The sequence below is a fragment of the Microbispora cellulosiformans genome, from assembly GCF_008728085.1.
Classification (GTDB): Bacteria; Actinomycetota; Actinomycetes; order Streptosporangiales; family Streptosporangiaceae; genus Microbispora; species Microbispora amethystogenes.
Window position 1 is genome coordinate 126885 of the sequence record NZ_VYTZ01000012.1, and the last position, 26493, is coordinate 153377.

Genomic DNA, 26493 nt, shown 5'->3' on the forward strand with positions numbered 1-26493 from the left:
GGAGGGGTGGTTTCGGTGGTGGCGACGCGGCCGCAGCTCACCGGGCGCGCGGCGATCCTCGCGGTCGTCGTGTGCGCCATCGCGATGAGCCTGGCCTACCCTGCCCGGGAGTACGTCGCCCAGCGACGGCAGATCGCCCAGCTGGAGGCACAACAGGCGAACGCGCTGAGCAAGCTCCAGAGGCTGGAGGAGCGGCGCCGCCGCCTGGAGGACCCGGAGTACATCAAGCGCCTGGCCAAGGAGCGGCTCTTCTACTGCGAGCCAGGGGCCGACTGCTACCAGGTGCTCGACGAGGCGGCCGGCTCCACCGCCGCCAAGGCCGGGAGCAAGCCCCCGGAGCGGCCCGCGTGGTACGTCACGCTCTGGCGGTCCTTCGAGGCGGCGGACAAGGGACGGCCCGCCGCACCGGCGGCCCAGAAGTAGATCGGCGAGGAGAATCGACGTGGCGGACCGGGTGGACGAAGCGGACCTGGCGGCGGCGCGGGCGCAACTGGGGCGTCCCCCGCGCGGGGTGCGGGCCGTCGCCCACCGGTGCCCCTGCGGGCTGCCCGACGTGCTGGAGACCGCGCCGCGACTGCCCGACGGCACGCCGTTCCCGACCTTGTTCTACCTGACCTGCCCCAAGGCGGCCTCGGCCATCGGCACGCTGGAGTCGTCCGGGCTGATGAAGCGGATGCAGGCCCGGCTCGCCGAGGACCCCGAGCTGGCCGAGGCCTACCGCGCGGCCCACGAGGACTACCTCGACCGCCGGGACCGGGCGGCCGGCGAGGAGGGCATGGAGCCGCTGCCCCGCGACATGCAGAGCGCGGGCGGGATGCCCGGCCGGGTCAAGTGCCTCCACGCGCTGGTCGCGCACGAACTGGCCGCGCCGGGCGTCAACCCGTTCGGCCGGGAGGCCCTGGACGCGCTGCCGCGGTGGTGGACCGACGGGCCCTGCGTGGAAACGGATCCCGAGTGACCACCCGCGGGGACGTGCCTCTCGCGGCATGGGCGCGGACGGGCAAGGTAACGCGAACCGACGGGAGGGCCAGGGCATGAGGCGGGTGGCGGCGATCGACTGCGGGACCAATTCGGTCCGGCTCCTCATCGCGGACGTCTCCGGCGACGACCTCACGGACGTCGAGCGCCGGATGGAGATCGTCAGGCTCGGCCAGGACGTCGACAGGACGGGACGGCTCGCGCCCGAGGCACTGGAGCGCACGTTCACCGCCATGCGCGGGTACGCCAAGCTGATCAGGGAGCACGCCGCGGGCGAGGAGGTGCCGGTCCGGGTGGTCGCCACCTCGGCGACCCGGGACGCCGCCAACCGGGCCGACTTCGTGACCGGCGTGCGGGAGATCTTCGGCGTCGAGCCCGAGGTGGTCTCCGGCGACGAGGAGGCCAGGCTGTCCTTCACCGGCGCGACCCGGGGCCTCGCCCGCGCCGGGGCCGCGGCCGAGACGCCGTATCTGGTGGTCGACATCGGCGGGGGCAGCACCGAGTTCGTCGTCGGCTCCCGGAGCGTCGAGGGCGCGCTGTCGGTGGACATCGGGTGCGTGCGACTCACCGAGCGGCACCTGCGGGCCGATCCTCCGGCGGACGGTGACGTGACGGCCGCCGTCGCCGACATCGAGGCGGCCATGGACCGGGTGGAGGAGCACGTTCCCGTCCGTACGGCTCGGACGCTGGTCGGCCTCGCCGGTTCGGTCACCACGGTCGCCGGGATCGCGCTGGACCTGCCCGCCTACGACCCCACGCGCATCCACCACTCGCGGATCCCCGCCGAGCGGGTCCACGAGGTGTCCGCGCGACTGCTGCGCATGACCCACGACGAGCGGGCGGCCATACCGGTCATGCACCCGGGCCGGGTGGACGTGATCGGCGCGGGCGCGCTGATCCTCGATCGGATCGTCCGCCGCTACGACTTCGCCGAGGTCGTCGTCAGCGAGCACGACATCCTCGACGGGATCGCCTGGTCCCTCACCGCCTGACCGCCCGTCCGCCGCGGGCTCGGCCTTCCGCACGCCCGGCGCCGCGTCCCGCTCCAGGACGACGTTCGGCGGGAGCGGGTGCAGGGGGCATCGGCTCTGCGTCAGTCGTCGATCGCCTGGTAGAGCGTGGTCCAGAAGTCGTGGATGAGCCGGGTCGAATCCGGGGTGGACGCCCCGACCTGGGTGAGCAGGATGCCGGTGAGCTGGTTGGCCGGGTCGGCGTAGGTCGCGGTGCCGCTTCCGCCGTCCCAGCCGAACTGGCCGATGGGCGCGTAGTCGCCGCGGTAGGTGCGCACCGCCATCCCGAAGCCCCAGCCACCGTGCTGCCCCTGGCCGTGCGACACGTGGACGTTGTTCCTGGCCATGGCGTCCCGGGCGGCCTGCTGCTCGGGCGTGAGGCGGTTGGTGGTCATCAGCTCGACCGCAGGCCGCGACAGGATCCGCTCGTTCCCGTGCATCCCGCCCTTCAGCAGCATCCGGAAGTAGGCGTGGTAGTCGTCGGCGGTGGAGACCAATCCGCCGCCGCCGCCCTGGAACGCCGGAGGTTTGCCGTGGCGTCCGCCTTCGGCCTCGTCCCAGACGAGGAACTCGCCGGTCTGCGGGTCGGGGGCGTACAGGGGCGGCAGCCGGTGGATCTGGTCGGCGGGCACGTGGAAGCCGGTGTCGGTCATGCCCAGCGGCTCGAAGACGCGCTCGCGCAGGAACTCCTCGAACGACCGGCCGGTGACCCGGGAGACGAGCACACCGACCAGGTCGCTGCTGATCTGGTACTGCCAGCGCTCTCCGGGCTGGTGCATCAGCGGAAGCTCGCCCAGGCGGCGCATCCACTCGTCCGGCTCGGGCATCGGCACGGGCAGGTTGGGCGTGAGTCCCCGCTCGAAGACCGCGTTCATGATCGGAGTGCCCAGCGACGTCATGTCCATGCCGAGTCCGAACGTGGAGGTCAGCACGTCCCGGACGGTGATCGGCCGCCGCGCCGGTACGGTGTCGTCCAGCGGACCGTCGAACCGCCTCAGCACCCGCCGGTCGGCCAGTTCCGGCAGCCATGGGTCCACGGGGTCGTCCAGCCGCAACCGGCACTCGTCGAGCAGGACCATCGCCGCCGTGATCGTGACCGGCTTGGACGTCGAGGCCATCCGGAAGATCGTGTCCCGGCGCATCGGCGCGCCACCGTCATGACGCATCGTCCCGATCGCCTCGACGTGTGTCTCATCACCCCGGCTGACCAGGGCGACGAGCCCGGGGATCTTCCCAGACTCGACATGCCGGGCCAGCACCTCGCGCAGTCTGCGCAGCCCGGTCGCGGAGAAGCCGCTGTCGCCGGTTCCCATGATGATCTCCTTGCATACGGTGCTCGAATTTGTGAGGCCCACACCGGCGCGTCGTTCATGGGCTTCCAGGAACGACGCACGAGGGTCGGGGGGTGAGCTCGGCTGGGAGGTAGCCGGCCGGGCATGACGCCCGTGGGGTGGCCGCGTAGCCCGGACAGTCGATGAAAGTGGCGTTCGGCCCCGGGCACTGCGGGTCGGCTGTGGGTCAGAGGCTGCGGGCGGTGATGTCGCCGTTGGAGGTGGTGGCGTGGATGTCGAGTTCCACGGTGCCGTCGTTCTTGAGGGTGTTGATGACACGGCCGTGGGTGGTGCCCGCGTCCAGGGAGGCCGAGACGTCGGCGGCGGCGTTGACCGAGATGTCGCCGGACTGCGTGCGGAGCACGACCTTGCCGCCCGTGGCCTCGGCGATGGTGATGTCGCCTGTTGCGGTGCTGATCTCCGCGGGGCCGCTCAGGCGGCCGACCTCGACGTCGCCGTCGGTCGCGGTGAGGCGGAGGCCTGCGGTCTCGTCGAGCTTGATCTGGCGGTACGCGCCTTCGAAGGCGATGTCGCCGAGGCGGCCGACGGTCCGGAGTTCGGCGCTGGCCGCCTTGGCCTCGACGCGGGAGCCTGCGGGCAGTTTGACCGTCACCTCGATGGCTCCAGTCGGGCCGAGGTGCTGGTTCTTCACCGGGGTCGCGATCCGCAGGACGCCGTCGGCGTATTCGACCGTGGTCTGCTCGGCCGCCTTCACGTCGCGGCCCTTGGAGGGGTTGGCGGGCAGGACCTCGACGGTGGTGTCCGCCCGGTCTGCGGCGATGACCTGGACGCGTCCGGCGGAGATGTGAAGGAGGGTGGAGATCGGGGTGGGGGTCTCGAACTTCTGCATCGTGTGCTCCTTGTGCCGCGTTGTTTCCGACACCGGAAACGCTACGTTGCTTTCTAAATGTGTGCAACATCAGCGTTGCACAGAACTCCTGTTTGTCCAGGTGAATGGCAGAAAACTGTTGCAACGGTCTTCGGGATTAACGCAACACTCGTCGCTCGACCATTGCAATTCAATGAAGCTGAACGCTATGGTGGAGGCGTCAGGGGAACACCGGGCGGCGCCATGGGCGCCCGTGGGGCACGAAGGGGGTTGGGATGCCGGGAGGCAGGCTCACCCAGCAGGAGCGCCAGCAGATCGCGGTGGGGCTGGCCGACGGCCTGGCCTACGCCGAGATCGCCCGCCGTCTCGGCCGTCCGACCTCCACGATTACCCGTGAGGTGTCGCGGAACGGCGGCCCCACCGGCTACCGCGCCGAGTTGGCCCATCGCGCCACCCAGCAGCGCACCCAGCGACGCAGGCAGGCCGCGCCCCGGGGGGTGCAGGCTTCCCCGCAGCCCTACGGACGCGACGCCGAGGCTGTGCGCGACTACCAGGAGACCCTCACCGGCGTTTTCATGGCCTCGGGCCTGCCCAAGATGATGGCCCGGGTGCTGGGCTGCCTCTACACCACCGACACCGGCAGCCTCACCGCCTCCGAACTCGCCCAGCGCCTCCAGGTCAGCCCGGCGTCCATCTCCAAAGCGATCACGTTCCTCGGGGATCTGGACCTCATTCGCCGGGAACGCGACGAACGCCGCCGCGAGCGCTACGTCGTCGACGACGACCTCTGGTACCAGTCGGTTGTCCGCAGCGCTCGGTCCAACGACCAGCTGGTCGAGGCCGCACGGCAGGGCGTCGCCGTCCTCGGCCCCGGCACCCCGGCCGCCACCCGCCTCGAAAACGTCGCCCGCTTCCACGACTTCATCACCGTAAGCCTGCTCCGCGCCGCGGAGCAGGTCCGCGAGGTCCTCTACACCACAACCAAAACAACCTCGGACGGCACCAAGCCGAGTTCGGATCACGGACGGACAGCCGTCCCGACCGCCACAGCATGAGCCGAAGCCGGTCGTGTTGTCTTTCACCTGCCCTTGTGGATCGCCTGCACCTGTGGCCGGCTGCAACAGCGCGGTCATGCACACCTGAACGGCCCGTCAACTACGCGCCGACGGCTGCGGCAGTGGAAAGTACCGGATAGCGCGAGCGCCGCGTGAAGAACCCGAAGATCTTGTAGCTACTGTGCATTGCGTAGTACTCTGCGGTGCGTGGACAGTAGCCAGCTTCTCAAGGGGGTCCTCGACCTGGCCGTCCTCGCGGTGCTCGCCGAACGTGACAGCTACGGCTACGACGTCGTACGCCGCCTGCGTGAGGCGGGGCTGGAGGACGTCGGCGACGCCTCTGTGTACGGGACCCTGCGACGGCTCTTCAAGGCCGGAGCGCTCAACTCCTACGTGGTCGCCTCCGACGAGGGGCCGCACCGCAAGTACTACGGCCTGAACGACGTCGGCCGCTCGCTCCTCCGAAACTCGGCGACGACCTGGACGTCGTTCGCCGCCACCATGAACGACCTGCTGAAGGAGGTCGCCCCGGCATGAACTCCCCCCTGACGCCCAAGGCGTACGCCGACGCCGTGCGCGAGGCACTGGCCGATCTTCCCCCGGAGGACCGGGAGACCCTGCTGGAGGACCTCCACGACCACATCTCGGAGGTCGCGGCCGAGCCGGGACTGTCCCTGGAGGACCGCCTCGGCGCCCCGGAGGCGTACGCCGCGGAGTTGCGCGCCGCCTACGGCGGCCGGCCGGCGGGCGCCGCGACCTCCCGGCGGGGCCGGCTGCGCTCCCGGACGGCCGGGGCCGCCCGGCGCGTCCACACCCGTATGCAGGGACTGCCGCCCTACCGCCAGGCTGCCGCCTTCCTCCCCGAACTGCGCCCGGCCTGGTGGGTGCTGCGCGGCTATGCGATCGCGCTGGCCGTGCTCGCGCCCATGACCACGCCCGGGCTGGTCCCCGGCGACCTGGTGGCCTGGGTGTTCACCCTCACCGTCGTCTGGTTGTCCGTCTGGCTGGGCCGGCACGCCCGCAGGGGGTCGCGGGGCTGGGGACGGACGCTGCTCGCCGGGGTCAACGCGCTGGCGGTGGTCCTCGTGATCTCCGCCATGGCCATGGTGCCGAGCACGTCGCCCCAGGAGGTGTCCTTCGACTACGGCCCAGCCCCGGCCGCCATGGGGCCGGGGGGAAGGGTGATGGTCGAGCGGGTCGCCACCCTGGGCGGCGGTCCGGTCTACAACATTCTCCCGTACGCCGCGGACGGCACCCCGCTGCACGACGTGCGCCTCTACGACCAGGACGGCAGTCCGCTCACCCTGCGGCCGGAGGACTACGGGCAAACGCTCGTCATCCCCTGTGAGGGGGAGCCGCCGCTCCGCAACGCCTACCCCCTGTCGCTGAAGCCGTCGACGCCGTTCGGCGACAGGGCCGCCCGGGAGCGCGACTGCGCCTCTGGCCCCGACTCCGACTCCGGCTCCGCCACCGCCGCGCCGGGCCCCACGGTCACGGCGACCCCGGAAGACGGCGGGGAGGCGGCCCCGACACCCGCGCCTGCCGCACCCGCCGCGTCCACCCCGTCGCCGGCCCCGTCCCGGACGAAGCCGGCGCCGGACCGCCAGGGCGACTGACCGGTCAGGCGCGCAGCCGGACCGGCAGGGAGAACAGGCCGCGCATGATCATGCTCGGCCACCAGCGCAGCTCGGCCGGGTCGACGGCGAGGGCCAGATCGGGGAAGCGCTCCAGCACCCTGCCGATCGCGGCCTCTCCCTCGACCTTGGCCAGGGCGGCGCCGATGCAGTAGTGGGCCCCCCGGCCGAAGGCGAGGTGCGGCTCGCCGATCCGGCCCGGCGCGAACGTGTCCGGGTCGGCGAAGGCGGCGGGGTCCCGGTTGGCCGCCGGCAGCGAGACGAGGATCGGCTCTCCGGGCAGCATCTCCTGGCCGCCGATCACGACCGGCTCGGTCGGGAAGCGCCAGGTGGCGTTCCGTACGGGACCGTCGTAGCGCAGGATCTCGTCGATGTAGTCGGGCAGCAGGGCGGGATCGTCACGCAGGGCCCGCGCCTGGGCGGGATGCCGCAGCAGCGCGAGGAGGCCGTTGCCGATCAGCGCCACCGTCGTCTCGTGACCCGCGACGAGCAGCAGGAACGCCGTCGAGGTCAGCTCGTCCTTGTCGATCTCGCCCTGGTTGGACCGCCGTACGAGGTCGGTGAGCAGGTCGCTCCCCGGCCTCGACCGCTTGAGCTCGACCAGGTCGTCGAGGAACGCCTCCAGGGCGTCGGTGGCCCGGGCGATCTCCTCCACCTCGGACGCCGCGGCGGAGTCGATCACCGAGGCGTGCCGGTGGAAGACGGCCCGGTCCTCCTCGGGCACGCCGAGCAGGTCGCAGATGATCGCGATCGGCAGGGGATAGGCGAGACCGGCGACCAGGTCCGCCTCCGGGCCGTCGAGACGGTCGAGGAGGTCGTCGGTGATCTCCAGTGCCCGGGCCCGCAGCCCCGCGATCCGCCGGGGCGTGAAGGCGGCGCTCACGACACGGCGCAGCCGCGCGTGGTCTGCCCCGTCCGCGTTGATCATGTGGCGCGCGAGCGACGGCCGGTGATCGAGGGGCAGGCCGAGACCGGCGGCCCGCCACTCCGGCGAACCCGCGGCCGGGTCCTTGGCGAGCGACGGGTGGGTCAGCGTGGCGACGGCGTCCTCGTACCGCGTGACCAGCCACGCGTCGCAGCCGGGCAGCGGCACGCGGCTGACCGGCGCGTTGCGCCGCAGCCAGTCGAAGGCGGGATAGGGATCGGCGTCGAAGGCGGGGCCGAACAGCGGGGGGCATGGGTCGGTGGACACGGGCCGGTACGTACCCACCTCCGGCGCGACGGAAAAGATCGAATCTTTTCCGGTGTTTGCCCTCACGGCACTCACGGCACGCGCCCGCTCGTTCACTCGCCCACCCGCGTCCACCCCGCGCTCCCTCGCGCTCACGCGGGCCGGGCGGGCCGGTCCCCGGGCGCCGTGACCGGCGTTCGCGGGCATCGTGAGAGCCGTCTTCCGGCCGACGCATCCCCCGTCAACCTGGCACGATCGGTGACATGAGCTTCGTTCCTCCCGGTTCCGGCTGGCCGGGTGACCCCGCCGGCCCCGGCACCCCCGTCGCCCGTGACGCCCACGAGGTCGCCAAGCTCGCGGCCGAGAGCCGTACGCTCGCGGACCTGACGGCCAGGCAGTCGGTGTGCCGGGCCTGTCCCCGTCTCGTCGAATGGCGGGAGGAGGTCGCCGACATGAAGCGGCGGGCGTTCGCGGACGAGACCTACTGGGGCCGGCCGATCGCGGGCTGGGGCGACGACGCGCCGCACACGCTGATCGTGGGCCTGGCCCCCGCCGCCCACGGCGGCAACCGTACCGGGCGGATCTTCACCGGCGACCGCAGCGGCGACTGGCTGTTCGCCTCGCTGTACCGCACCGGGCTCGCCGCGAAGGAGACCAGCGTCCACGCGGGCGACGGCCAGCGGCTGATCGGAGCCCGGATGATGGCGGCCGTGCGCTGCGCGCCGCCCGCCAACAAGCCGACCCCAGAGGAGCGCGACGCCTGCTTCCCCTGGCTCGCCGCGGAACTGGCGCTGGTCGCCGGAACGACCCGGGTGATCGTGGCCCTCGGCGGCTTCGCCTGGCAGGCGGTCTGGCCCGCGCTGCGCGCGGCGGGCTTCACCCTGCCGTCCCGCAGGCCCGCGTTCGGGCACGCCGTCGAGGTGCCGCTCGTCCACGGCGCGACGCCCGTCACCCTCATCGGCTGCTACCACCCCAGCCAGCAGAACACCTTCACCGGACGGGTGACGGCGGAGATGCTCGACGCCGTCTTCGCCCGCGCCGCCGCCCTCGGGGCCACCGCCTGACCATGCTTGTGAACGGATTCACGAATGTGAACCCGATCACTCCCGGAATATCGCCGGAATTTTTTGCCGGAACATCGCCGACGGATGACCAAGTGGGGAAAATCACTCGACCTTCGGCCCTTGCTCGATGGCCTCGTGGCCAACTCGTGACGTAAGCTTGTGAATGGTTTCACAAGCCTTGGAGGGCATCGTGGCAGACCGCAAGCCGCAGCACATCGTCATCGTCGGCGGTGGATACGTGGGCCTCTACTCGGCTCTTCGTCTCCAGCGCACGCTCCGTCGTGAGCTCCGTGACGGCAGCGTGCGGATCACGCTCATCGACCCGCAGTCGTACATGACCTACCAGCCGTTCCTGCCCGAGGCGGCGGCCGGCAACATCTCGCCGCGCCACGTCGTGGCGCCGCTGCGCCGGGTGCTGCCGAAGGTCCGCATCCTCAACGGCAGGGTCTCCAAGGTGCACCACGAGGCCCGTACGGTCACCTTCGAGCCCCCGGCCGGACAGTCGAGGGAGATCGAGTACGACGTCATCGTCATGGCCGCCGGGTCGATCTCGCGGACGCTGCCGATCCCCGGCCTGGAGGACGCGGCCATCGGCTTCAAGAGCGTCGGCGAGGCCATCGCGCTGCGCAACCGGGTCCTCGCCCTCCTCGACCGCGCCGAGTCGGCCGAGGACGAGGACGTGCGCCGCCGTGCGCTCACCTTCGTCGTGGTCGGCGGCGGCTTCGCGGGCATCGAGGCGCTCGCCGAGCTGGAGGACATGACCGAGGACGCGATCAAGTACTACCCGGGCATCGACAAGAAGGACCTGCGCTGGGTCCTCATCGAGGCGTCCAACCGCATCCTCCCCGAGGTCGGCCCCGAGATGGGCGAGTGGACCGCCGAGCAGCTCCGCGAGCGCGGCATCGAGCTCAAGATGGAGACGTTCCTGCAGTCCTGCGAGGGCGGCCTGGTCAAGACCTCCGACGGCGACGAGTTCGAGTCGGCCACGATCGTCTGGACCGCCGGCGTCAAGCCCAGCCCGATCGTCAACTCCACCGACCTGCCGCTCGACGAGCGCGGCCGGATCAAGACCACCACCCGCCTGACCGTCGCGGGCGTCAAGGGCGCCTTCGCCGCCGGCGACATCGCGGGCGTGCCCGACGTGACCAACCCCGGCCAGTTCTGCGCCCCCAACGCCCAGCACGCCGTACGGCAGGCCCGGGTCCTGGGCGACAACATCACCGCGTACCTGCGCGGGGAGGAGCTGAAGGACTACCGGCACAAGTACGTCGGGTCGGTCGCGGGCCTGGGCCTCCACCGGGGCGTCGCCAACGTCTACGGCATCAAGCTGCGCGGCCTCCCCGCCTGGTTCATGCACCGCACCTACCACCTGTCGCGGGTGCCCACCGTCAACCGCAAGGTGCGGGTGGTCATGGACTGGACGCTGTCGCTGTTCTTCAAGCGGGAGACGATCTCCCTGGGCGAGATCGAGCACCCGCGCGACGAGTTCCGGGCCGCCGCCAAGAGCGGGCTCAAGCGCTGAGCCTCCGGCCGGGCGCCGCCACGGCGGAGCCCGACCCCCGGCCTGAACGGACCCCGGCCTGGACGGCCCGGCGCTCGCCGCCGGGCCGTTTCGCGCTCTCCACGGCCCTGACCGGTGATGTCATAGAAGCGTGACCCGATGTCGGATCGCCGCCGGATCGCGGTCCGGGCGCTCCCGGAGGGTCTCCCGTTCCTTGACCGGCCGGCGCCCACAGGCGCCGTTCACGGGCCGTGGAAAGGGGGACAAGCCGCGTAAGACGTAACTTGCTTACAGAGGAGTGATCCGTGACATATGATCGCGGCGCCCCCGTAGCCCAATGGCAGAGGCAAGCCCCTTAAAAGGGCTGTGGTGTGGGTTCGAGTCCCACCGGGGGCACCGAGTGCCGCCTCGCCCAATCAGCCCGTGACCTGCGGGAGCGTGCCCACAGGGCCGATCGTGAGCATCCGGCTGAGTACGGCCGAATACGAGCGTCCACGAGAAGCCGTGCCCGTAGTGTGCCCGTGGCGTGCCCGCGATTTATTTCTCGCCCAGCGCATCGGCAATGCGCCGACGAGCCTGTTCTTCCCGGCCTGCAATGCACTTCGCGTAGACATGAAGCAGGACGGCGACGCTGTGTCCCGCCCACTCCGAGACCTGTGGAGCGGGCACTCCGGCGTTGAGCCACGTCGAGACCGTCGCATGACGAAGGTCGTAAGGCCGCTTCGCCAGTGGGAAGGCGAACTCCTCTTCGGTCAGCGCCGCCTTCCGGGCCTTACGCCACACCCGGTGACACGTGCTCTGTTGTGAGACATGGGACCACGGCGCTCACTCCTCGTCGGCGCCGGTGAGCGGGAACACCGCGCCCGACTTGCCAGGCTCGGCGAGGCGCGCTCAGCACGTCACTCGCCGACGGCTGACGTCTCGTCGGCACTGAGAACCTTCAGAATCTCGACCAGTGTGGACAGCTGTTCCGCGGTGAGTGGACTGAACAGCTCTTCCGCCGCCAGTTCGTAGCTGGTCGTCCAGTCCTGAGCCAGCGCGGCTCCTTGCGGGGTCACCCGGAGGAATACGGACCGGCGGTCGTCCGCGCTGGCCTGGCGTTCGAGCAGTCCGTCGCGGACGAGCGCCTCGACGAGGGACGAAGCGGTCCCTTGAGTGATGCCGACTGCGAGAGCGAGCTCGGTGACACGAACCGGCTGTGACCGCGCCACCTCGACCACCAGGCGGGACCTCGGTGTTGACACGCCGTGCTCACCCAGACGTTCGTTGAAGTGACGCACGAGGATCTTCGCCGCACGACTGAACTCGTCGGCCACCCGCGCCGCGGTCACGCGTTCCCTCGCGCTGGACATCGCCACCTCCTACTTGACGCACCATCCTACGGCAGGTTACATAGACATCGATGCATTGACGCCAAACTATTTGACGGCAATGTGCTGGGCGAGTGGTCGCACCGCTCGCCCGCCCTGCGGGACGCGAACCAGCTGCGCACGAGAAAGTGTGCACAAAGGAGTGAAAGCATGAAGATTTTCGTCACCGGCGGAAGCGGTTTCGTCGGCAGTGCCCTCGTCCATCGCCTCGTCGCCGAGGGGCACGAGGTCTTGGCACTCGCCAGGTCGGGCGCAAGCATCCATCGCGTGCGTGCGGCTGGAGCCGATCCGGTCCCCGGCGATCTCGCCGACCTCCGCAAGACCGATCCCCATGCGCGGCCGTGGCTCGCCAGGCTGCAGGAAGTCGACACGGTCGTGCACCTCGCGGCTCACATGGAGTTCTGGGGACCCGACTCTCTCTTCGAACATGCCAACCTCGTGCCGACAGTGGCCCTGCACGCGGCGAGCGTTGCCGCCGGGGTGCGACGGTTCGTGCTGGTAAGTGCCGCATCCGTCTCCACTGGTAGCCAACGTCGTCCCGTCGTCGACGAACTCACTCCGGAAGGCAAGCCGAACATCGCCTACAGCCGGGTCAAGCTGGCCACCGAGCGCGCACTGCTGAACGCCCGTAGCGGGAAGACCGAACTGGTGGTGCTCCGGCCGCCGTTCATCTGGGGCCGCGGGATGGCGACCCTCGACGACCTGACCAAGGTCGCCGAGGCCGGACGGTTCTCCTGGATCGACAACGGCAGGCACACCGTCGATTTCGTACACGTCGGAAACCTGGTCAGCTCAATCGTCCTTGCGCTCACGCACGGTCGGGACGGGGGCGTCTACTACGTCACCGACGGCACCCCGATGCCCATCCGGGACTTCCTCACTCCCTTGCTGGCAACGCGTGGCGTGGACTTGTCCAAGAGCCGCAGCGTGCCCATGGCGATCGCGGCACCCATGGCGGCGATGATGGATCGCACCGCACGCCTGCTTCGCCGAAAGACGGCACCCCCGCTGACGAACTGGCTTGTCGGCTGGACCGGCCGCGACCGCTCCTACGACATCACCGCCGCGAGGACCGAACTGGGTTACTCGCCTGACGTGACCCTGGAGAAGGGCTTGGCAGAGATGAAGTCTTGACTTGTCTTCTCATTTGTTCGGCCGATCTCGTCATCCTCGCGGCCATCCGGTTATTTCAACGTTGACTTCACCTTTGAACAGTGCGACTCCTCGGTCGTCTCCAACCCGATGAGAATCGACTTGCCGCTCTGCTTCACCAACTGCTCCGCGGTGGTCGCGTCAGCGACCCCGTCCGGAACGGCGGCGCTTGCCACTGCCACTGAGCCGATGAGCGTGACCGCGATGGCCTGTCGTATGGTGCCCTCGACACCAGCGCGGATCTTGTACTTGTCCTGCCATTGCTTGCTGGTCTGCTCGGCGCGCGCGGAATCGAGGGCCTGCTGGAAGGCCTGCGGGCGGAGGGTGAGTTGGCAGCTGCCGCGTTTGGAGGTGGTGCATTGCGCGCGCACCGGACATGGGCGGCAGGACGTGGCGGGGAACATGACCACGATTGCATCGCTGCCGCCCGGAGGCACGGGCTCCACGAGGCGCTGGCCTGTCCTTGGGGGCAGGTCACCTGCTGGTTGTCCCAGTGCTCGTGTGGCAGCAGCCGCGTCGTTGCAACCCCTGATGGACCTTCTCGGTCATCGCCACATCGGGCACGGTGGCGTCCGTGGTTGCCACGTTCGTGATCAGGTTAGGCGGCGCGATCGCCTGGCCGTCCGTGCCGTCGTTGCCCCCCGACGGCGTCGGCGTGGCAGGTCTCGCTGATGTGAACCTTGTAACCGTCACAGAACAGATCATCGCCCTTGGCCGCCCACCGGCTATCGGTGTCATAGGGGGAGGTCAGACGCCATCTGCCGGGCGGCAGTCCCTCTCCGCCGTCATCGAGGGGCCGCCGCCGCTCGACCACCTCCCGCCCGCTGTTGCCGATGGTCGGCACACAGTTGTGGATCAGCATCACCCGCAGCGCGTCGACTGCGGGCACCTGCCGCAGCCAGGCCCGGGAGAACGGCGCATAAACCGCCGCGACCAGCGCGTACCCGTCGCTGCCGTAGGCGCGGGCCAGTTCCTCGCGTTTGGTCTCCGAGGCCGGCAAGCGGAACTCACTGAGCACCGATGCGTCGAACCCGGGGTCGTCCAACTCCAGGCCGAGCGCGTATTTCCAGCTCAGGTCCGCACGGACGGCCTCGGCGGCCTGCCGGTCGGTCAGATTCTCCACCCGCTGGAACACAGTGATCACGCCAGCCGGCCGGGTGACCAGCCGGGTTCGCCCTCAGCCCCGAACGCGCCCGCAAATTGGGCGTCGGCGAACAGTTCACCGAGTTCGTCGCGGACCCGGACCGGCAACGGCGGTTGCCGCTTGCCCCGGTACATAGCCCGGATCGCCCGCGCGACCTCGGGCACGGGTTCGGGCCACGATCTCGGCTGCAGCGGCATCAAAAAACTCCATCCGCAGCCGATGGCGGGGGTGAGATACGGCTGCGTACGGCATGATCCCGGATGCAACTGCCCTGATCACGAACCATCGCCCGCGTGTAGCGAGTCAGCCGGCAAGGTCGCTCGGCAGGACAAAGCCGGCGGCAGATCAACCGTGAAACGAGCCGTCTCAAGCAGGTGACCCTGGCCGGCGAGATCGGCACGATCGTTCAGATGGCCCCGCTCCGCCCCGCCCAGAGGGCCATCTACCAGGCGCTCTCCATCACCCCGCCGCCACGGCTCTCCGCGCTCGACCCCGCCTGACCGCAGGCGATCAAGGCGGGGTGGGCCTCTTGGGCTGTGGACATGTAACCCCTATAGGGGTACAACGGGGTTATGCCGAAAATCAACGTGTATCTGCCCGACGATCTGGCGGAGGCGGTCAAGGAGGCCTCACTCCCGGTCTCCGCGATCTGCCAGCGGGCGCTGGAGCAGGCCGTACGGCGGGTGACCGCCATCCGCGAGAGCATCCTCGGCGACCTGGAGATCGACGATCCCCGGCTGTCGCACTTCACGCCGCGGACCCGCGCGGTCTTCCGGCTCGCGCTGGAACGGGCCCGGGACGAGGGCGCCTCCGGCGTCGGCACCGAGCACCTGCTGGCGGCGATACTGGCCGAGGGCACCAACCTGGCGCTGCACGTCCTGCGGGCCATGGAGATCGAACCCGCGCTGGTCGAGCGCGACCTGGCGGCCCGGCACCCCGCCGTACGGCGGGGGACCGGCCAGGCCGAGCGCTCAGGGGAGAGCGCGCCCGAGACGGGCGAGGAGCCCGAGCGGGAGGCTGGCGGCGAGCCGGCCGCCGGGCCCGGGCGGTTCGACGCCCTGGCGGCGAACGCCCTGGAGCTGGCGGTCGCCGAGGCCCAGGCGCTCGGGCACAACTACATCGGGTGTGAGCACCTGCTGCTCGGCCTGGCCGCCGAGCCCGAGGGGATCGCCGGAGAGGTGCTGCGGGCGCGGGGGGCCGAGCCCCGCCTCACCCGCCGTACGGTCGTCGCGGCGCTCGCCGGCTACGTCCACCTGCGGGCACAGGCCCAGGAGGCCGCGGTTTCCGTGCAGGGCGGCGCGGGACACGGCGGTGCGGCACCACAGGGCGGGACCGGACAGGGCGGTGCGGCGACGGGCGGCGCGGCGACGGGCGGCGCGGCGCAGATCCGGGAAGCCGTCCAGATGGTGGCGGCCATGGTCCGCCGGGAGATCGCGCCGCTCCTCGAACGCGTCGAGCGTCTGGAGCGGCACACCGGCGTCGCCGCACCGGCCGAGGACGAGGCGCCGTGACCGCACGGGTGCTGCTCGTCGCCACGGGCGACGTCATGGCGTACGCCCGGCGGACCTCGCGACCGGGCCTGGCGACGGCGGACGACCTCCTGGCCGCCGTGTCCCGCGACCCCGGCGCGGATCTCGGCCTGGAGGTGGTGACCGAGGACGTGCGGGCCGAGCCGAGCTGGGACACCTCGCCCGCCACGATGCTGGCGCTGGCCCGGCGGGTGCGCGCGGCCCTGCTCGACGAGGGGTTCGACGGCGTGGTCGTCACCCACGGCCTGGACACCGTCGAGGAGACGGCCTTCCTCACCGACCTCCTCGCGGGACCGGCCGCGCACCGGGGCGGCATCGTCTTCACCGGGGCCGTACGGCCACTCGACGCGTTGTCGAGTGACGGGCCGCGCAACCTCGCGTCGTCGCTGGTCGCGGCGGCCGACCCCGCTCTGCGAGGAGTGGGCGCGGTGGTGTGCGCGGGCGACGAACTGCACGCGGCCCGATGGGTGACCATGGTGGACGCGACGGCCGTGACGGCTCTTTCCTCCGCTCCCGCGCCGGTGCTCGGCCGGGTCGTGGACGGCGGGGGCGAGATGTGCGCGGCGCCGCCGCCCCGGCCCCCTGAGCCGGAGGGGGAGCCGGAGACGAACGTGGCATTGATCAAGACCTATCCCGAGATGGACCCCGTGCTCCTCACGGCCGTCGTGGACGCCGGGGCCAGGGGAGTCGTGCTGGAGGGCACCGGCGCCGGGAACGTCCCCGTCGGGCTGTTCGCGACGATCAGCGAACTGGCCGAGTGGGACATCCCGGTGGTGGTCGCCTCGCGGTGCCGCGCCCGGGCGGTTCCCCTGGAGGCACTGCCGCCCGGCTACGGGCTCGCGGCGAAGGTCGGCGCGATCGGCGCCCGCGGGCTCGCTCCGGTCAAGGCGCGGTACGCCCTGATGGCGGCGCTCGGCGGAGGCGGGCGGCAGGCCGTACGGGACTGGTTCGCCCGGTTCTGACTCCACCGGGAGTCCCGGCTTTTTTCCTTACCCGGTGGCGGGAACCCGGCCGGAGGGCCGAACGTTGCCATTGTGGCGGGGTGGCGTTCCATGTGTGCTGAGCCCGAGGAACACCGCCCCCCGGGCATGTCCCCACTGGCCGCCCCAGCGGCTGATCGGCAAGTCGCGTCCTGGAGGAAGCGGATGGAGAGCAAGAACCCCATATTCAGTCGGCGTGGAGCGGCTGGTCAGCAGACGTGGACCGGCCCGACGCCCAGCGCGCGTGAACTGAACGACATGTACGCCGCCCCCTCCTACGCTCCGCCGTCCGAGCGCGCCATGACGATGGACGACGTCGTCATGCGCGGCTTCATGACGCTCGGCACGCTCGTCGTCTCGGCCGCCCTGGCGTGGTACTTCAACGTCGGCTGGGGGCTCGCGGCCCCCGCGATGATCGTGGGCCTGATCCTCGGGCTCATCGTGTCGTTCAAGCAGAGCACGAACCCGGCGCTGATCCTCGGCTACTCCCTCTGCTACGGCATCGCCATCGGCGTGCTGAGCCACACGTACGAGACGGTGTACAACGGCATCGTCCTGCAGGCCGTGCTCGGCACGATGGTCGCCTTCGGCGGCACGCTCGCGGTGTACGCACTGAAGATCTTCCGGCCGACGCCGAAGTTCGCCAAGTTCGTGGTCGCCGCCGCGTTCGGGGCGATCGGCCTCATGCTGATCAACTGGATCGCGAGCATCTTCGTCAGCGGCGGCCTGGGCCTGCGCACCGACAGCCCGATCGGCTGGATCTTCAGCATCGGCATGATCCTGCTGGGCTGCTTCTTCCTGCTGCTCGACTTCAGCGAGATCGAGCAGGGGGTGCGGGCCGGCGTGCCGGAGCGCTACTCCTGGCTGATGGCGTTCGGCCTGACGCTGAGCCTCGTCTGGCTCTACCTGGAGATCCTCCGGTTCATCAGCTACTTCACGAACAACGACTAGCGGGTGCCCGCCGGGCCTGCCGAAGGTCCACCGGGCACCTCCCACTCACCGTGTGAGCAGGGCGCCGTTCCTCCCGGAGCGGCGCTCTTTTTTGGTTCTATAGCAGGATTCGGTGATCGGTTCTGTAAGTTTGGATCAACATCCTGTAACAAAACGATGCCGTTGGGGGCTTGTCAAGCGCGGACCGGTGATGCACTGTGACACAAAGCAGCCTTTTCCGTGGAGGTGCCCATGTCGTTGAACCACTCACCGGAGACCCAGACCAAGCTGATCGCCCGCGTCCCGTCCATAACCGGGCGTGAACTCCCCGAGTGGTTCGAAGCCATCGACAACGGTCCGTCGTTCCTGCGCTGTGAGGAGCGGGCCAACTGGCTCGCCGACGAGCACGGGCTGAGCCACGGCTACGCGGCCGCGATCGTCCGCGAGCACGAGCGGCGCCGTCGCTTCTAGCGGCAGGCACGAGCAGGAACGCGCCCGCACCGATCAGGTGCGGGCGCATCATTGTGTTATGGATCTCGACAAGGCGCGTGAGTTCGTCAGGAACAACCACCGAGCGGTCATGCTGACCTGGCATCCGGACGGACGCCCCCAGACCTCCCCGGTCACCGTCGGCTGCGACGAGGACGGCCACATCGTGGTCAGCAGCCGTGAAACCGCCGTGAAGACTCGCAATCTCCGCAACAACCCGCAGGTCGTGCTGACCGTGACGACCGACGCGTTCTTCGGCGCGTGGGTCCAGATCGAGGGCAAGGCGGAGGTCGTCCCGCTGCCCGAGGCGATGGAGCCGCTGGTCCAGTACTACCGCGACATCAGCGGCGAGCACCCGGACTGGGACGACTACCGCGCGGCGATGGTCCGGGACAAGCGCGTGATCATCCGCATCGAGCCCACCCGCGCCGGCCCCGACCACCACGGCTGACCGTCCGAAACAACCACCCGCGCCGGGAGCCGGTCCCGGCGCGGGAGGCACGCTCAGGACAGCCGCTCCAGCACCATCGCCATGCCCTGGCCGCCGCCGACGCACATGGTCTCCAGGCCGATCGACCTGTCGTGGAAGCGCAGGCTGTTGACCAGCGTGGAGGTGATGCGGGCACCGGTCATGCCGAACGGGTGGCCCACCGCGATGGCCCCGCCGTTCACGTTGAGCCGGTCGACGTCGATGCCGAGCTCGCGGTAGGAGGGGATCACCTGGGCGGCGAACGCCTCGTTGATCTCGACCAGGTCGACGTCGTCGATCGACATGCCGGCCCGGGCGAGCGCCTGGCGCGACGCCTCGATCGGGCCGAGGCCCATGATCTCGGGGGACAGGCCCGTGACGCCGGTCGACACGATCCGGGCGAGCGGCGTGATGCCCAGCTGGGCCGCCTTGACGTCGCTCATCACGATCACCGCGGCGGCGCCGTCGTTCAGCGGGCAGCAGTTGCCGGCCGTCACCGTGCCGTCCGGCCGGAAGACCGGCTTGAGCTGCGCGACCGCCTCGTACGTCGTGCCGGCCCTGGGGCCGTCGTCCCTGCTCACCACGGTGCCGTCGGGCAGCGTGACCGGGGTGATGTCGGTGTCCCAGAAGCCGTCGGCGATGGCCTTCTCCGCGAGGTTCTGCGAGCGCACGCCGAACTCGTCCTGCTCGCGCCGCGAGACGCCCTTCAGGGCGGCCACGTTCTCGGCGGTCTGCCCCATGGCGATGTAGACATCAGGCAGCGCGCCGTCCTCGCGCGGGTCGTGCCACACCGGGCCCCCGCCCTTCGCGGTCTCCTCCGTCCGGGCCTTGGCACCCTCGAACAGCGGGTTCTGCGCGTCGGGCAGGTCGGAGCTGCCGTTCCCGAAGCGGGAGACGGTCTCGACGCCCGCCGAGACGAACACATCGCCCTCGCCCGCCCGGATGGCGTGGAAGGCCATCCGGGTCGTCTGGAGCGAGGAGGAGCAGTAGCGGGTCACGGTGGTGCCGGGCACGTTGTCCAGGCCGAGCAGCACCGACACGACCCGGCCCAGGTTGTGCCCCTGCTCGCCGCCCGGGAGGCCGCAGCCCAGCATGAGGTCGTCGATGTCGGCCGGGTCGAGCTGCGGCACCTTCGCCAGCGCGGCGCGGACCATCTGCACGGTCAGGTCGTCGGGACGGATGTCCTTGAGTGACCCCTTGAAGGCGCGGCCGATCGGCGACCGCGCGGTCGCCACGATGACTGCCTCGGGCATGTGACTCTCCTGCCTGAACTCGCGCCCCTCCACCTCGCGGGGCCTCCTTCCCGGAGGTTACCCCCCGGTACGCCGGCCGCCACGCCCTGCCTTACCCGTACATGCCGGGGGCGGTGGTGGTGTGGTCGTTGACGGCGTGCAGGCCGCCCTTCTCGTCGCGCCAGAGGCGCCAGCCGTTCTGGCTGCCGGTGAACCAGGAGGGCGGCGCGGCGGAGGAGCTCTTGCGCTTGCCCGTGGCGAGGTCGAACTCGCACAGGGCCGCGATCGAGTAGAACCCCGGGATCACGCCGCGCAGCGGCAGCGGCTTGGGGTCGGTGACGCAGAACGACCACCCGCTCGCGCCGCTCACCGGGGTCGGCTCCCCGGTGCTGAGGTCGAAGACCGAGCCGGGAGCGTCGCGCTTGAGGAAGCCGAGCCGGTCCATGTCGCGCGGGAAGGCCAGCCACCAGCCCGACCCCGGCACCTGGGCGGGGGTGATCTGCCCCAGGACCCGCCCGCTCTCGGCGTCGAGCCGGGCGAACCCGCCGTACTGGCCCTGCTCGTCCACGGGCCGGACGATCGGCGCGTACGCGGGATTGCCGCTGGGGTAGACGCGGACGACGGACGGCCGCATCCAGTCGACGGCCCCGTCCGTGAGGCGCGCCGAGAACAGGCCGAACGCCGAGGTCCGCTTGGTCTGGGGGTTGGTGTACGGCGCGACGTACCCGACGATCTTGTCGCCGGTCGCGCCGAAGGCCCAGCCTCCGCTCAGGTCGACGCCGGGGCCGAGGGCCTCCTCGATCGGCAACTGCCAGACGGCCTTGCCGTCCTTCAGCGTGCGCGCCTCCAGCACCGGATGCGAGGCCAGCCTGAGCAGCACGACCCTGGCCGGGTCGGACCACTCGACCTCGGCGATGCCGGGCAGGCGCCACATCACCGCGCCGTCGCGGGGGTTCAGCACCACGACGCGGGCGGTGGCGAGCTCGGTGTCCTCCGAGACGCAGACGTACGGCCCGCAGCGCTGCGGGCCGAAGGTGGACCGCATCGGCCGGGTCCACCTCTGCTGCCCGGTGCGCCCGTCCCTGGCGACGAGGGTGACGTTCTTCCCGCCGGCGGGGTCGAGCGCGACCACCACGGACTGGCCGACGCCGGTCTCGACGGTGGCGGGGGCCTGCACCCCCATCCCCGGCAGCCGCCCGGCCATCGTCGCCGGATGCGACCACAGGCGGCGGCCGGTGGTGAGGTCGAGGGCGACGGTCTCCAGCGTGCCGTCGGGCCGCATGGAGGTGGTGGCGGCGACGCCGCCTCCCGTGGTGGCCCGGCTGACCGCGTTCACCTGCGTGTTGTGCCAGGCCGGATCGTCCTTCGCGGCGTCGTCGCCGCCGGAGCAGCCGGTGAGGGCCGTCCCGGTCAGCAGAGCGCTCGCCGCGAGCGCCAGAGCGGGTCTCAGGTGGGTGGACTGGGGCCGGATCATTTCGCTCCTACAGGGGGTGACGGCCCGGCCGCAGGAGGTGACCGGCTCTAGGCGTTCGGAAGCGGCCCGGGTCTCCGGCGGAGCAGCGCCGCCCACCGTCCACGGGGGCCGACCGCCCGGCCGGCGACCCGGGTCGCGACGACCTCGGTGCCGGGCTCCTCCACGGCCATTGCGGCCAAGAGGTGTTGCGATCCTTCGACGCGTACGGGTTCCGGCTCGGGCCACAACCCCAACGCGGTGCATACAGACGGTAGCACTGCGTACGCGGCCTGTAGGTAACCTCGGGCAGATGGATGAAAACGATCAGGTCCGAACATCTCGGCCGGGTAGGCCTCGAACTCGGGTCCGAGCAGGTCGGCGAACGCGACGGTCCGGCCGCCCTCTTCGAGGACGGCGACCGTCTGGGCCGCGGCGAGCCGGCGCGACCAGCGCCGGGTGACCCAGCGCAGGGGCTGGGCGATCGGGCGCACGGTGCCGAGGTCGGGGCAGGTGCCCACGACCACCTCGGCTCCGGCCTCGCGCAGCCTCGCCACAGCCTCCCGCAGGTGCCGTACGGCCCGGGCCGTCGGGGTCGACGTGGTCACGTCGTTGGCCCCCACGAAGACGATCGCGATCTCCGGGCGGGTCTCCAGCACGCGGTCCACCTGGGCGGCGAGGCCGGCGGAGGAGGCCCCCGACCGCCCGGCGACGGTGAGGCGCACCGGGCGCTCGGCCACCTCGGCGAGGCCGTACGCGATCAGCACGCCGGGGGTGTCCTCGGGGCGGGTCATGCCGAGGCCGACGGAGGTCGAGTCGCCGAGCACGGCCATCCGGATCGGCTCCCCGGGGCAGGCGCCGTACAGGCCGTCGGAGGCGGGGCCGTCGAGGCCGTGCGGCTGCCCCACGATGCGGCGGGCGACGGCGGCCTCGAAGCGGAGCAGGCCGTACGTGATCGCTCCCAGGGCGGTGATGCCGCCCCCGCCCAGGGCGGCGGCGGCCGCCACGCGCCGTGCGGCGCCCGTCGTGCCAGGTGTCGCTAGCACCGGCCCTCCTCACCCTCACGGTACGGTGTGGAACCTGACGGTACGGTTTGAAAGTAGGAGACAAGCCGAGGTCCGGCCACCCCTACGGACCCCGGCGTGAAGACGGCCGACAGGCCTCGGGCGGACAAGGTGGTCCTCGCGGTGCGCGTACACGACTCGCTGATCGAGCTGATGGGGAACACCCCGCTCGTCCGGTTGCGCAAGGTCACGGCGGGCGCTCCCGCCCAGGTGCTGGCCAAGGTGGAGTACTTCAACCCCGGCGGCTCGGTGAAGGACCGCATCGCGGTGCGGATGATCGAGGCGGCCGAGCGGAGCGGCGCGCTCAAGCCCGGCGGCACGATCGTCGAGCCGACCTCCGGCAACACCGGCGTGGGCCTCGCCATCGTGGCGCAGGAGAAGGGCTACCGCTGCCTGTTCGTCTGCCCGGACAAGGTCGCCCAGGACAAGGTCAACGTGCTCCGGGCGTACGGCGCGGAGGTGGTCGTCTGCCCGACCGCCGTCTCGCCGGACCATCCCGACTCCTACTACTCGGTGTCGGACCGGCTGGCCCGCGAGGTCCCGAACGCCTGGAAGCCCGACCAGTACTCCAACCCCGGGAACCCGGAGAGCCACTACCACTCCACCGGTCCGGAGATCTGGGAGCAGACCGAGGGCAGGATCACCCACTTCGTCGCGGGCATCGGCACCGGCGGGACGATCAGCGGCACGGGTAAGTACCTCAAGGAGATCTCCGGCGGCCGGGTGAAGATCATCGGTGCCGATCCGGTGGGGTCGGTCTACTCGGGCGGCACCGGCCGGCCGTACCTGGTCGAGGGCGTCGGCGAGGACATCTGGCCCGCGACGTACGACACCACGATCTGCGACGAGATCATCGCGGTCTCCGACAAGGACTCGTTCGGCATGACCCGCAGGCTCGCCCGCGAGGAGGCGCTGCTCGTCGGCGGCTCGTGCGGCATGGCGGTGGTCGCGGCGGTGCGCGTGGCCCAGGCGGCCGGGCCGGACGACGTCGTGGTCGTGCTGCTGCCGGACGGCGGCCGCGGCTACCTGTCGAAGATCTTCAATGACGAGTGGATGGCCGACTACGGCTTCCTCACCGAGACGAGCGAGGAGGGCCTGGTCGGCGACGTGCTGGGCCGCAAGTCGTCCGGGCTGCCCGAGTTCGTGCACGTCCACCCGCACGAGTCGGTCGGCACCGCGATCTCGATCATGCGGGAGTACAACGTCTCCCAGCTTCCCGTCATGAAGGAGGAGCCGCCGGTCATGGCGGCGGAGGTCGTCGGCTCGATCGTCGAGCGCGACCTGCTGGACGGCCTGTACCGCGGCCGGGTCCGGTCGGAGGACGAGATCGGCGGCCACATGTCCGCGCCGCTGCCGATGATCGGCTACGGCGAGCCGGTGGCCCGGGCGGTCGAGGCGCTGGAGAAGGCCGACGCCGCGGTGGTCCTCGACGACGGCAAGCCGGTGGGCATGGTCACCCGCCAGGACCTGCTGGCCTTCCTCGCCAACCACTGAGCCCACCGCTGAGCCGGCCGCTCGGCCGTCTCTGAACCGTCTCTGGGTGGGGTCGCTGACGCGCCCGCCGGGACCAGGCGGGACGGGCGGCTACGCTCGACGCATGAACCATGGTTTCGAGACGCTCGCCATTCACGCAGGCCAGGAGCCCGACCCCCACACGGGTGCCGTCGTGCCTCCCATATATGCCGTTTCCACCTACAAGCAGGACGGCGTGGGCGGCCTGCGGGCGGGATACGAGTACAGCCGGTCGGCCAACCCCACCAGGACCGCCCTGGAGGAGGCGCTGGCCGCCGTCGAGGGTGGCGTGCGCGGGCTGGCCTTCGCGTCGGGCCTGGCCGCCGAGGACACGCTGCTGCGCGCCGTCTGCAAGCCGGGCGACCACGTGGTGATCCCCAACGACGCGTACGGCGGGACCTACCGGCTGTTCGCCCGGGTGCTGGAGGAGTGGGGGGTCACCTTCGACCCGGTGCCGCTCGGAGACGTGGACGCGGTGCGCGCCGCCATGCGGCCGCAGACGAAGGCGATCTGGGTGGAGACCCCCACGAACCCCCTGCTGAACGTCGCGGACGTCGCCGCGCTGGCGGACGTCGCGCACGACGCGGGCGCGCTGCTCGTCGTGGACAACACCTTCGCCTCGCCGTACCTCCAGCAGCCGCTCGGCCTCGGCGCGGACGTGGTGGTCCACTCGACGACCAAGTATGTCGGCGGCCACTCCGACGTGGTCGGCGGGGCGCTGGTGACCCGGTCGGCGGACCTCGGCGAGCGGCTCGCCTACCACCAGAACGCCATGGGCGCCGTGGCCGGGCCGTTCGACGCCTGGCTCACCCTGCGCGGGCTCAAGACGCTGGGCATCCGCATGGACCGGCACTGCGACAACGCCGAGCGGGTGGCCGACCTCCTGCTGTCGCACCCGAAGGTCGTCCAGGTCCTCTACCCCGGCCTGCCCGAGCACCCGGGCCACGAGGTCGCGGCCAAGCAGATGCGGCGTTTCGGCGGGATGGTCTCCTTCCGGGTCGAGGGCGGCGAGGAGGCGGCCGTCGCGGTCTGCGACCGGGCCCGCCTCTTCACGCTCGGGGAGTCTCTCGGCGGCGTCGAGTCGCTGATCGAGCACCCCGGGCGGATGACCCACGCCTCCGCCGCGGGCTCGCCGCTGGAGGTTCCCGCCGACCTGGTGCGCCTGTCGGTCGGCATCGAGAGCATCGACGACCTGCTGGCCGACCTCTCCCAAGCCCTGGGCTGAGTCCTGCCGCGCGCGGCCCGGGCGGCGTCTCGCCGCGTTGCCGCCCACCCAGACGCCTCTTAGGCGGAGGTGTGGGACGGGGTCCGCCCGGCCGGTCCCGCCGGGCGGGTCCGGCGGCCCGCCGCCCGCCCGCGCGTCGGCCGCGCTCCCGTCGCCGCTCCCGTAGCCGCGCCTGTCGCCGCGCCTGTCGCGGCCCAGGGCTCGCCGAGCAGCGCGACGAGCGCGACGGCGGCCAGGACCGCCCCGACGAGGGTCACGCTGTGGACGCCGGGCCCCTCGATCAGCGCGCCGCCGAGCATCGACCCCGCCGCGATCCCGATGTTGAACGCCGAACTCGTCCCGGCGGAGGCGAGGTCGACGCCGCCCGGGGCGATCTGGAGCGTACGGTTCTGGATCGCGGCGGCGAGGGCGCTGAAGGCCATGCCCGCCAGGCAGAGGCAGACGACGGCCGCGGCCTTGACCGCGCCGAAGGCGTGGAGGCCGAGCAACGCGCAGGCGATGACGGCGAGCGGCGTCAGCAGCGCGCCCCGGGGGCTCCGGTCGAGCACCCGGCCCACCAGCAGGGTGCCGGTGACCCCGGCCACCCCGCCCGCGAGCAGCAGCGGGCTCAGCGCGCCCGGCGCGAAACCCCCCACTTCCAGCAGGTACGGCGTGATGTACGTGTACGCCGTGAGGAACCCGGTGACGCCGATGACCGTGGCGACGACGAGAGTCATGTACCGCCCGAGGTCGGGCGCGGGGGCGCGGCCCGCGTGCCCGCCGTCCGCGCCGGTCGGCCGGGCGGCGGCCCGGGGCAGGAGCGTGGCCACCGCGACGCAGGTGACGAGCCCGAGGACCGCGAGCGCGGCGAGCGCCGCCCGCCAGCCCGCCTGCTGCCCGAGCCACGTCCCGGCCGGGACCCCGAGGACGGGCGCGAGCGCGGTGCCGATCGCCATCCGGGCCACCACGCGTCCGCGTACGGCCGGGGGGAACATCGCGGTGGCCGTCGGGGCGACGACCGACCAGAAGAGCGCCTGGGTCAGCCCGATCAGCAGCCGGCCCCCGAGCAGGACCGGATAGCCGGGTGCGACCGCGGTCAGCAGGGAGCCCAGCACGAGCACCGCCAGGGTGCCGGTGAGCAGGGCGCGCCGGGGCACCCGCCGCGTGAGCCGGGTGAGCGGCAGCGACGCCAGCACCACGACGGCGGCGTATCCGGTGACGAGGAACCCGGTCTCGGACGATGATCTGCCCAGATCGTGCGCGATCACGGTGAGCAGGCCGATCGGCAGGACCTCCGTGGTGACGTAGGCGAAGCTGGCCACGGAGAGGGCGGCGAGCGCCCACCTCTCCCGGCGTCCCGGTAAGGCCGGCATGTGTCCTCCATCTGCTACCGGT

At 71.3% G+C, this 26493-nt stretch carries 27 protein-coding genes, 1 tRNA gene and 1 pseudogene; 18 read left to right on the forward strand and 11 right to left on the reverse strand.

Going from position 1 to position 26493, the window contains the following annotated elements; translation table 11 throughout:
- The first annotated feature begins 15 nt into the window (after window positions 1–15).
- The 3 genes from F5972_RS28280 (at window position 16) to F5972_RS28290 (ending at window position 1970) form a co-directional block, all read left to right on the forward strand.
- Window positions 16–423 carry an FtsB family cell division protein gene (locus F5972_RS28280; RefSeq protein WP_225311973.1) on the forward strand — a complete coding sequence of 136 codons (408 nt, stop codon included), beginning with the start codon at window positions 16–18 and terminating at the stop codon, window positions 421–423.
- A gap of 19 nt (window positions 424–442) precedes the next feature.
- Window positions 443–958, forward strand: coding sequence for a DUF501 domain-containing protein (locus F5972_RS28285; RefSeq protein ID WP_225311974.1), 516 nt, complete (start codon window positions 443–445; stop codon window positions 956–958).
- A 76-nt stretch (window positions 959–1034) separates the two neighbouring features.
- A complete protein-coding gene (locus tag F5972_RS28290) occupies window positions 1035–1970 on the forward strand; it encodes a Ppx/GppA phosphatase family protein (RefSeq protein WP_150937625.1) in 936 nt (311 codons plus the stop codon).
- A gap of 101 nt (window positions 1971–2071) precedes the next feature.
- Here the strand turns inward: F5972_RS28290 and F5972_RS28295 are convergent, their stop codons facing one another.
- Both F5972_RS28295 and F5972_RS28300 read right to left on the reverse strand, forming a co-directional pair.
- Entirely contained in the window at window positions 2072–3301 is a 1230-nt protein-coding gene (locus tag F5972_RS28295) for a serine hydrolase domain-containing protein (RefSeq protein WP_150937626.1), read from the reverse strand.
- Window positions 3302–3506: 205 nt separating this feature from the next.
- Window positions 3507–4169 (reverse strand): DUF4097 family beta strand repeat-containing protein, encoded by a 663-nt coding sequence (locus tag F5972_RS28300; RefSeq protein WP_150937628.1) that lies wholly within the window; start codon window positions 4167–4169, stop codon window positions 3507–3509.
- Window positions 4170–4423: 254 nt separating this feature from the next.
- On the opposite strand from F5972_RS28300, the gene F5972_RS28305 reads away from it, so the two are divergent.
- From F5972_RS28305 to F5972_RS28315, 3 genes are all read left to right on the forward strand, one after another.
- A complete protein-coding gene (locus F5972_RS28305) occupies window positions 4424–5203 on the forward strand; it encodes a GbsR/MarR family transcriptional regulator (RefSeq protein ID WP_150937631.1) in 780 nt (259 codons plus the stop codon).
- Window positions 5204–5410: 207 nt separating this feature from the next.
- On the forward strand, window positions 5411–5740 hold the full coding sequence (locus F5972_RS28310) for a PadR family transcriptional regulator (protein ID WP_150937632.1): 330 nt from the start codon (window positions 5411–5413) through the stop codon (window positions 5738–5740).
- On the forward strand, window positions 5737–6819 hold the full coding sequence (locus tag F5972_RS28315; protein WP_150937634.1) for an HAAS signaling domain-containing protein: 1083 nt from the start codon (window positions 5737–5739) through the stop codon (window positions 6817–6819). The genes F5972_RS28310 and F5972_RS28315 overlap by 4 nt, the downstream gene beginning before the upstream one ends.
- A 4-nt stretch (window positions 6820–6823) precedes the next feature.
- Here the strand turns inward: F5972_RS28315 and F5972_RS28320 are convergent, their stop codons facing one another.
- Window positions 6824–8029: a cytochrome P450 family protein gene (locus tag F5972_RS28320; protein ID WP_225311975.1), complete on the reverse strand. Its 1206-nt coding sequence runs from the start codon at window positions 8027–8029 to the stop codon at window positions 6824–6826.
- 242 nt (window positions 8030–8271) lie between these two features.
- Here F5972_RS28320 and F5972_RS28325 point away from each other — a divergent pair, with 242 nt between their 5' ends.
- The 3 genes from F5972_RS28325 to F5972_RS28335 all read left to right on the forward strand — a co-directional run bounded on the left by F5972_RS28325 (window position 8272) and on the right by F5972_RS28335 (window position 10969).
- Window positions 8272–9072 (forward strand): uracil-DNA glycosylase, encoded by an 801-nt coding sequence (locus tag F5972_RS28325; RefSeq protein ID WP_150937637.1) that lies wholly within the window; start codon window positions 8272–8274, stop codon window positions 9070–9072.
- Between the two features lie 163 nt (window positions 9073–9235).
- A complete protein-coding gene (locus F5972_RS28330) occupies window positions 9236–10594 on the forward strand; it encodes an NAD(P)/FAD-dependent oxidoreductase (RefSeq protein WP_150937639.1) in 1359 nt (452 codons plus the stop codon).
- Window positions 10595–10896: 302 nt separating this feature from the next.
- Window positions 10897–10969, forward strand: a tRNA-Leu gene (locus F5972_RS28335).
- Window positions 10970–11472: 503 nt separating this feature from the next.
- Here F5972_RS28335 and F5972_RS28345 read toward each other — a convergent pair.
- A complete protein-coding gene (locus tag F5972_RS28345) occupies window positions 11473–11925 on the reverse strand; it encodes a MarR family winged helix-turn-helix transcriptional regulator (protein ID WP_150937641.1) in 453 nt (150 codons plus the stop codon).
- A 168-nt stretch (window positions 11926–12093) separates the two neighbouring features.
- Between F5972_RS28345 and F5972_RS28350 the strand changes: the two genes are divergently transcribed.
- Window positions 12094–13077: an NAD-dependent epimerase/dehydratase family protein gene (locus tag F5972_RS28350; RefSeq protein ID WP_150937643.1), complete on the forward strand. Its 984-nt coding sequence runs from the start codon at window positions 12094–12096 to the stop codon at window positions 13075–13077.
- Between the two features lie 50 nt (window positions 13078–13127).
- Here the strand turns inward: F5972_RS28350 and F5972_RS28355 are convergent, their stop codons facing one another.
- The 3 genes from F5972_RS28355 to F5972_RS28365 form a co-directional block, all read right to left on the reverse strand.
- Window positions 13128–13499 (reverse strand): transposase, encoded by a 372-nt coding sequence (locus tag F5972_RS28355; RefSeq protein WP_150937646.1) that lies wholly within the window; start codon window positions 13497–13499, stop codon window positions 13128–13130.
- A gap of 194 nt (window positions 13500–13693) precedes the next feature.
- Window positions 13694–14239: a transposase gene (locus F5972_RS28360; RefSeq protein ID WP_225311976.1), complete on the reverse strand. Its 546-nt coding sequence runs from the start codon at window positions 14237–14239 to the stop codon at window positions 13694–13696.
- Window positions 14236–14436, reverse strand: a complete 201-nt coding sequence (locus F5972_RS28365; RefSeq protein ID WP_150937649.1) for a HAMP domain-containing protein — start codon at window positions 14434–14436, stop codon at window positions 14236–14238. Before F5972_RS28365 ends, F5972_RS28360 begins: the two co-directional genes overlap by 4 nt.
- Before the next feature lie 120 nt (window positions 14437–14556).
- Between F5972_RS28365 and F5972_RS39005 the strand changes: the two are divergent.
- The 6 genes and pseudogenes from F5972_RS39005 to F5972_RS28390 form a co-directional block, all read left to right on the forward strand.
- Window positions 14557–14739, forward strand: a pseudogene (locus tag F5972_RS39005) (IS1634 family transposase); the annotation flags it as partial.
- A gap of 72 nt (window positions 14740–14811) precedes the next feature.
- Window positions 14812–15750 carry a Clp protease N-terminal domain-containing protein gene (locus F5972_RS28370; RefSeq protein ID WP_150937653.1) on the forward strand — a complete coding sequence of 313 codons (939 nt, stop codon included), beginning with the start codon at window positions 14812–14814 and terminating at the stop codon, window positions 15748–15750.
- Window positions 15747–16730: an asparaginase gene (locus F5972_RS28375; protein ID WP_150937655.1), complete on the forward strand. Its 984-nt coding sequence runs from the start codon at window positions 15747–15749 to the stop codon at window positions 16728–16730. The genes F5972_RS28370 and F5972_RS28375 overlap by 4 nt, the downstream gene beginning before the upstream one ends.
- Before the next feature lie 183 nt (window positions 16731–16913).
- The gene (locus F5972_RS28380) at window positions 16914–17699 is read left to right on the forward strand and encodes a Bax inhibitor-1/YccA family protein (RefSeq protein WP_150937657.1); all 786 of its coding nucleotides are present in this window, start codon (window positions 16914–16916) and stop codon (window positions 17697–17699) included.
- A gap of 231 nt (window positions 17700–17930) precedes the next feature.
- Window positions 17931–18149 carry a DUF4287 domain-containing protein gene (locus tag F5972_RS28385; RefSeq protein ID WP_117410461.1) on the forward strand — a complete coding sequence of 73 codons (219 nt, stop codon included), beginning with the start codon at window positions 17931–17933 and terminating at the stop codon, window positions 18147–18149.
- 58 nt (window positions 18150–18207) lie between these two features.
- On the forward strand, window positions 18208–18618 hold the full coding sequence (locus tag F5972_RS28390) for a PPOX class F420-dependent oxidoreductase (RefSeq protein WP_150937659.1): 411 nt from the start codon (window positions 18208–18210) through the stop codon (window positions 18616–18618).
- Between the two features lie 53 nt (window positions 18619–18671).
- On the opposite strand, the gene F5972_RS28395 is transcribed toward F5972_RS28390, so the two are convergent.
- The 3 genes from F5972_RS28395 to F5972_RS28405 form a co-directional block, all read right to left on the reverse strand.
- On the reverse strand, window positions 18672–19889 hold the full coding sequence (locus F5972_RS28395; protein ID WP_150937661.1) for an acetyl-CoA C-acetyltransferase: 1218 nt from the start codon (window positions 19887–19889) through the stop codon (window positions 18672–18674).
- A gap of 91 nt (window positions 19890–19980) precedes the next feature.
- Window positions 19981–21342 (reverse strand): outer membrane protein assembly factor BamB family protein, encoded by a 1362-nt coding sequence (locus F5972_RS28400; protein ID WP_150937663.1) that lies wholly within the window; start codon window positions 21340–21342, stop codon window positions 19981–19983.
- Between the two features lie 47 nt (window positions 21343–21389).
- On the reverse strand, window positions 21390–22364 hold the full coding sequence (locus F5972_RS28405) for an SGNH/GDSL hydrolase family protein (protein WP_150937664.1): 975 nt from the start codon (window positions 22362–22364) through the stop codon (window positions 21390–21392).
- Between the two features lie 141 nt (window positions 22365–22505).
- Between F5972_RS28405 and F5972_RS28410 the strand changes: the two genes are divergently transcribed.
- Together F5972_RS28410 and F5972_RS28415 are read left to right on the forward strand one after the other, a co-directional pair.
- A complete protein-coding gene (locus F5972_RS28410) occupies window positions 22506–23876 on the forward strand; it encodes a cystathionine beta-synthase (protein WP_150937788.1) in 1371 nt (456 codons plus the stop codon).
- A gap of 103 nt (window positions 23877–23979) precedes the next feature.
- Window positions 23980–25119, forward strand: coding sequence for a cystathionine gamma-synthase (locus F5972_RS28415; protein ID WP_150937666.1), 1140 nt, complete (start codon window positions 23980–23982; stop codon window positions 25117–25119).
- A 59-nt stretch (window positions 25120–25178) separates the two neighbouring features.
- Here the strand turns inward: F5972_RS28415 and F5972_RS28420 are convergent, their stop codons facing one another.
- A complete protein-coding gene (locus tag F5972_RS28420; protein ID WP_150937668.1) occupies window positions 25179–26471 on the reverse strand; it encodes an MFS transporter in 1293 nt (430 codons plus the stop codon).
- Between the last annotated feature and the right edge of the window lie 22 nt (window positions 26472–26493).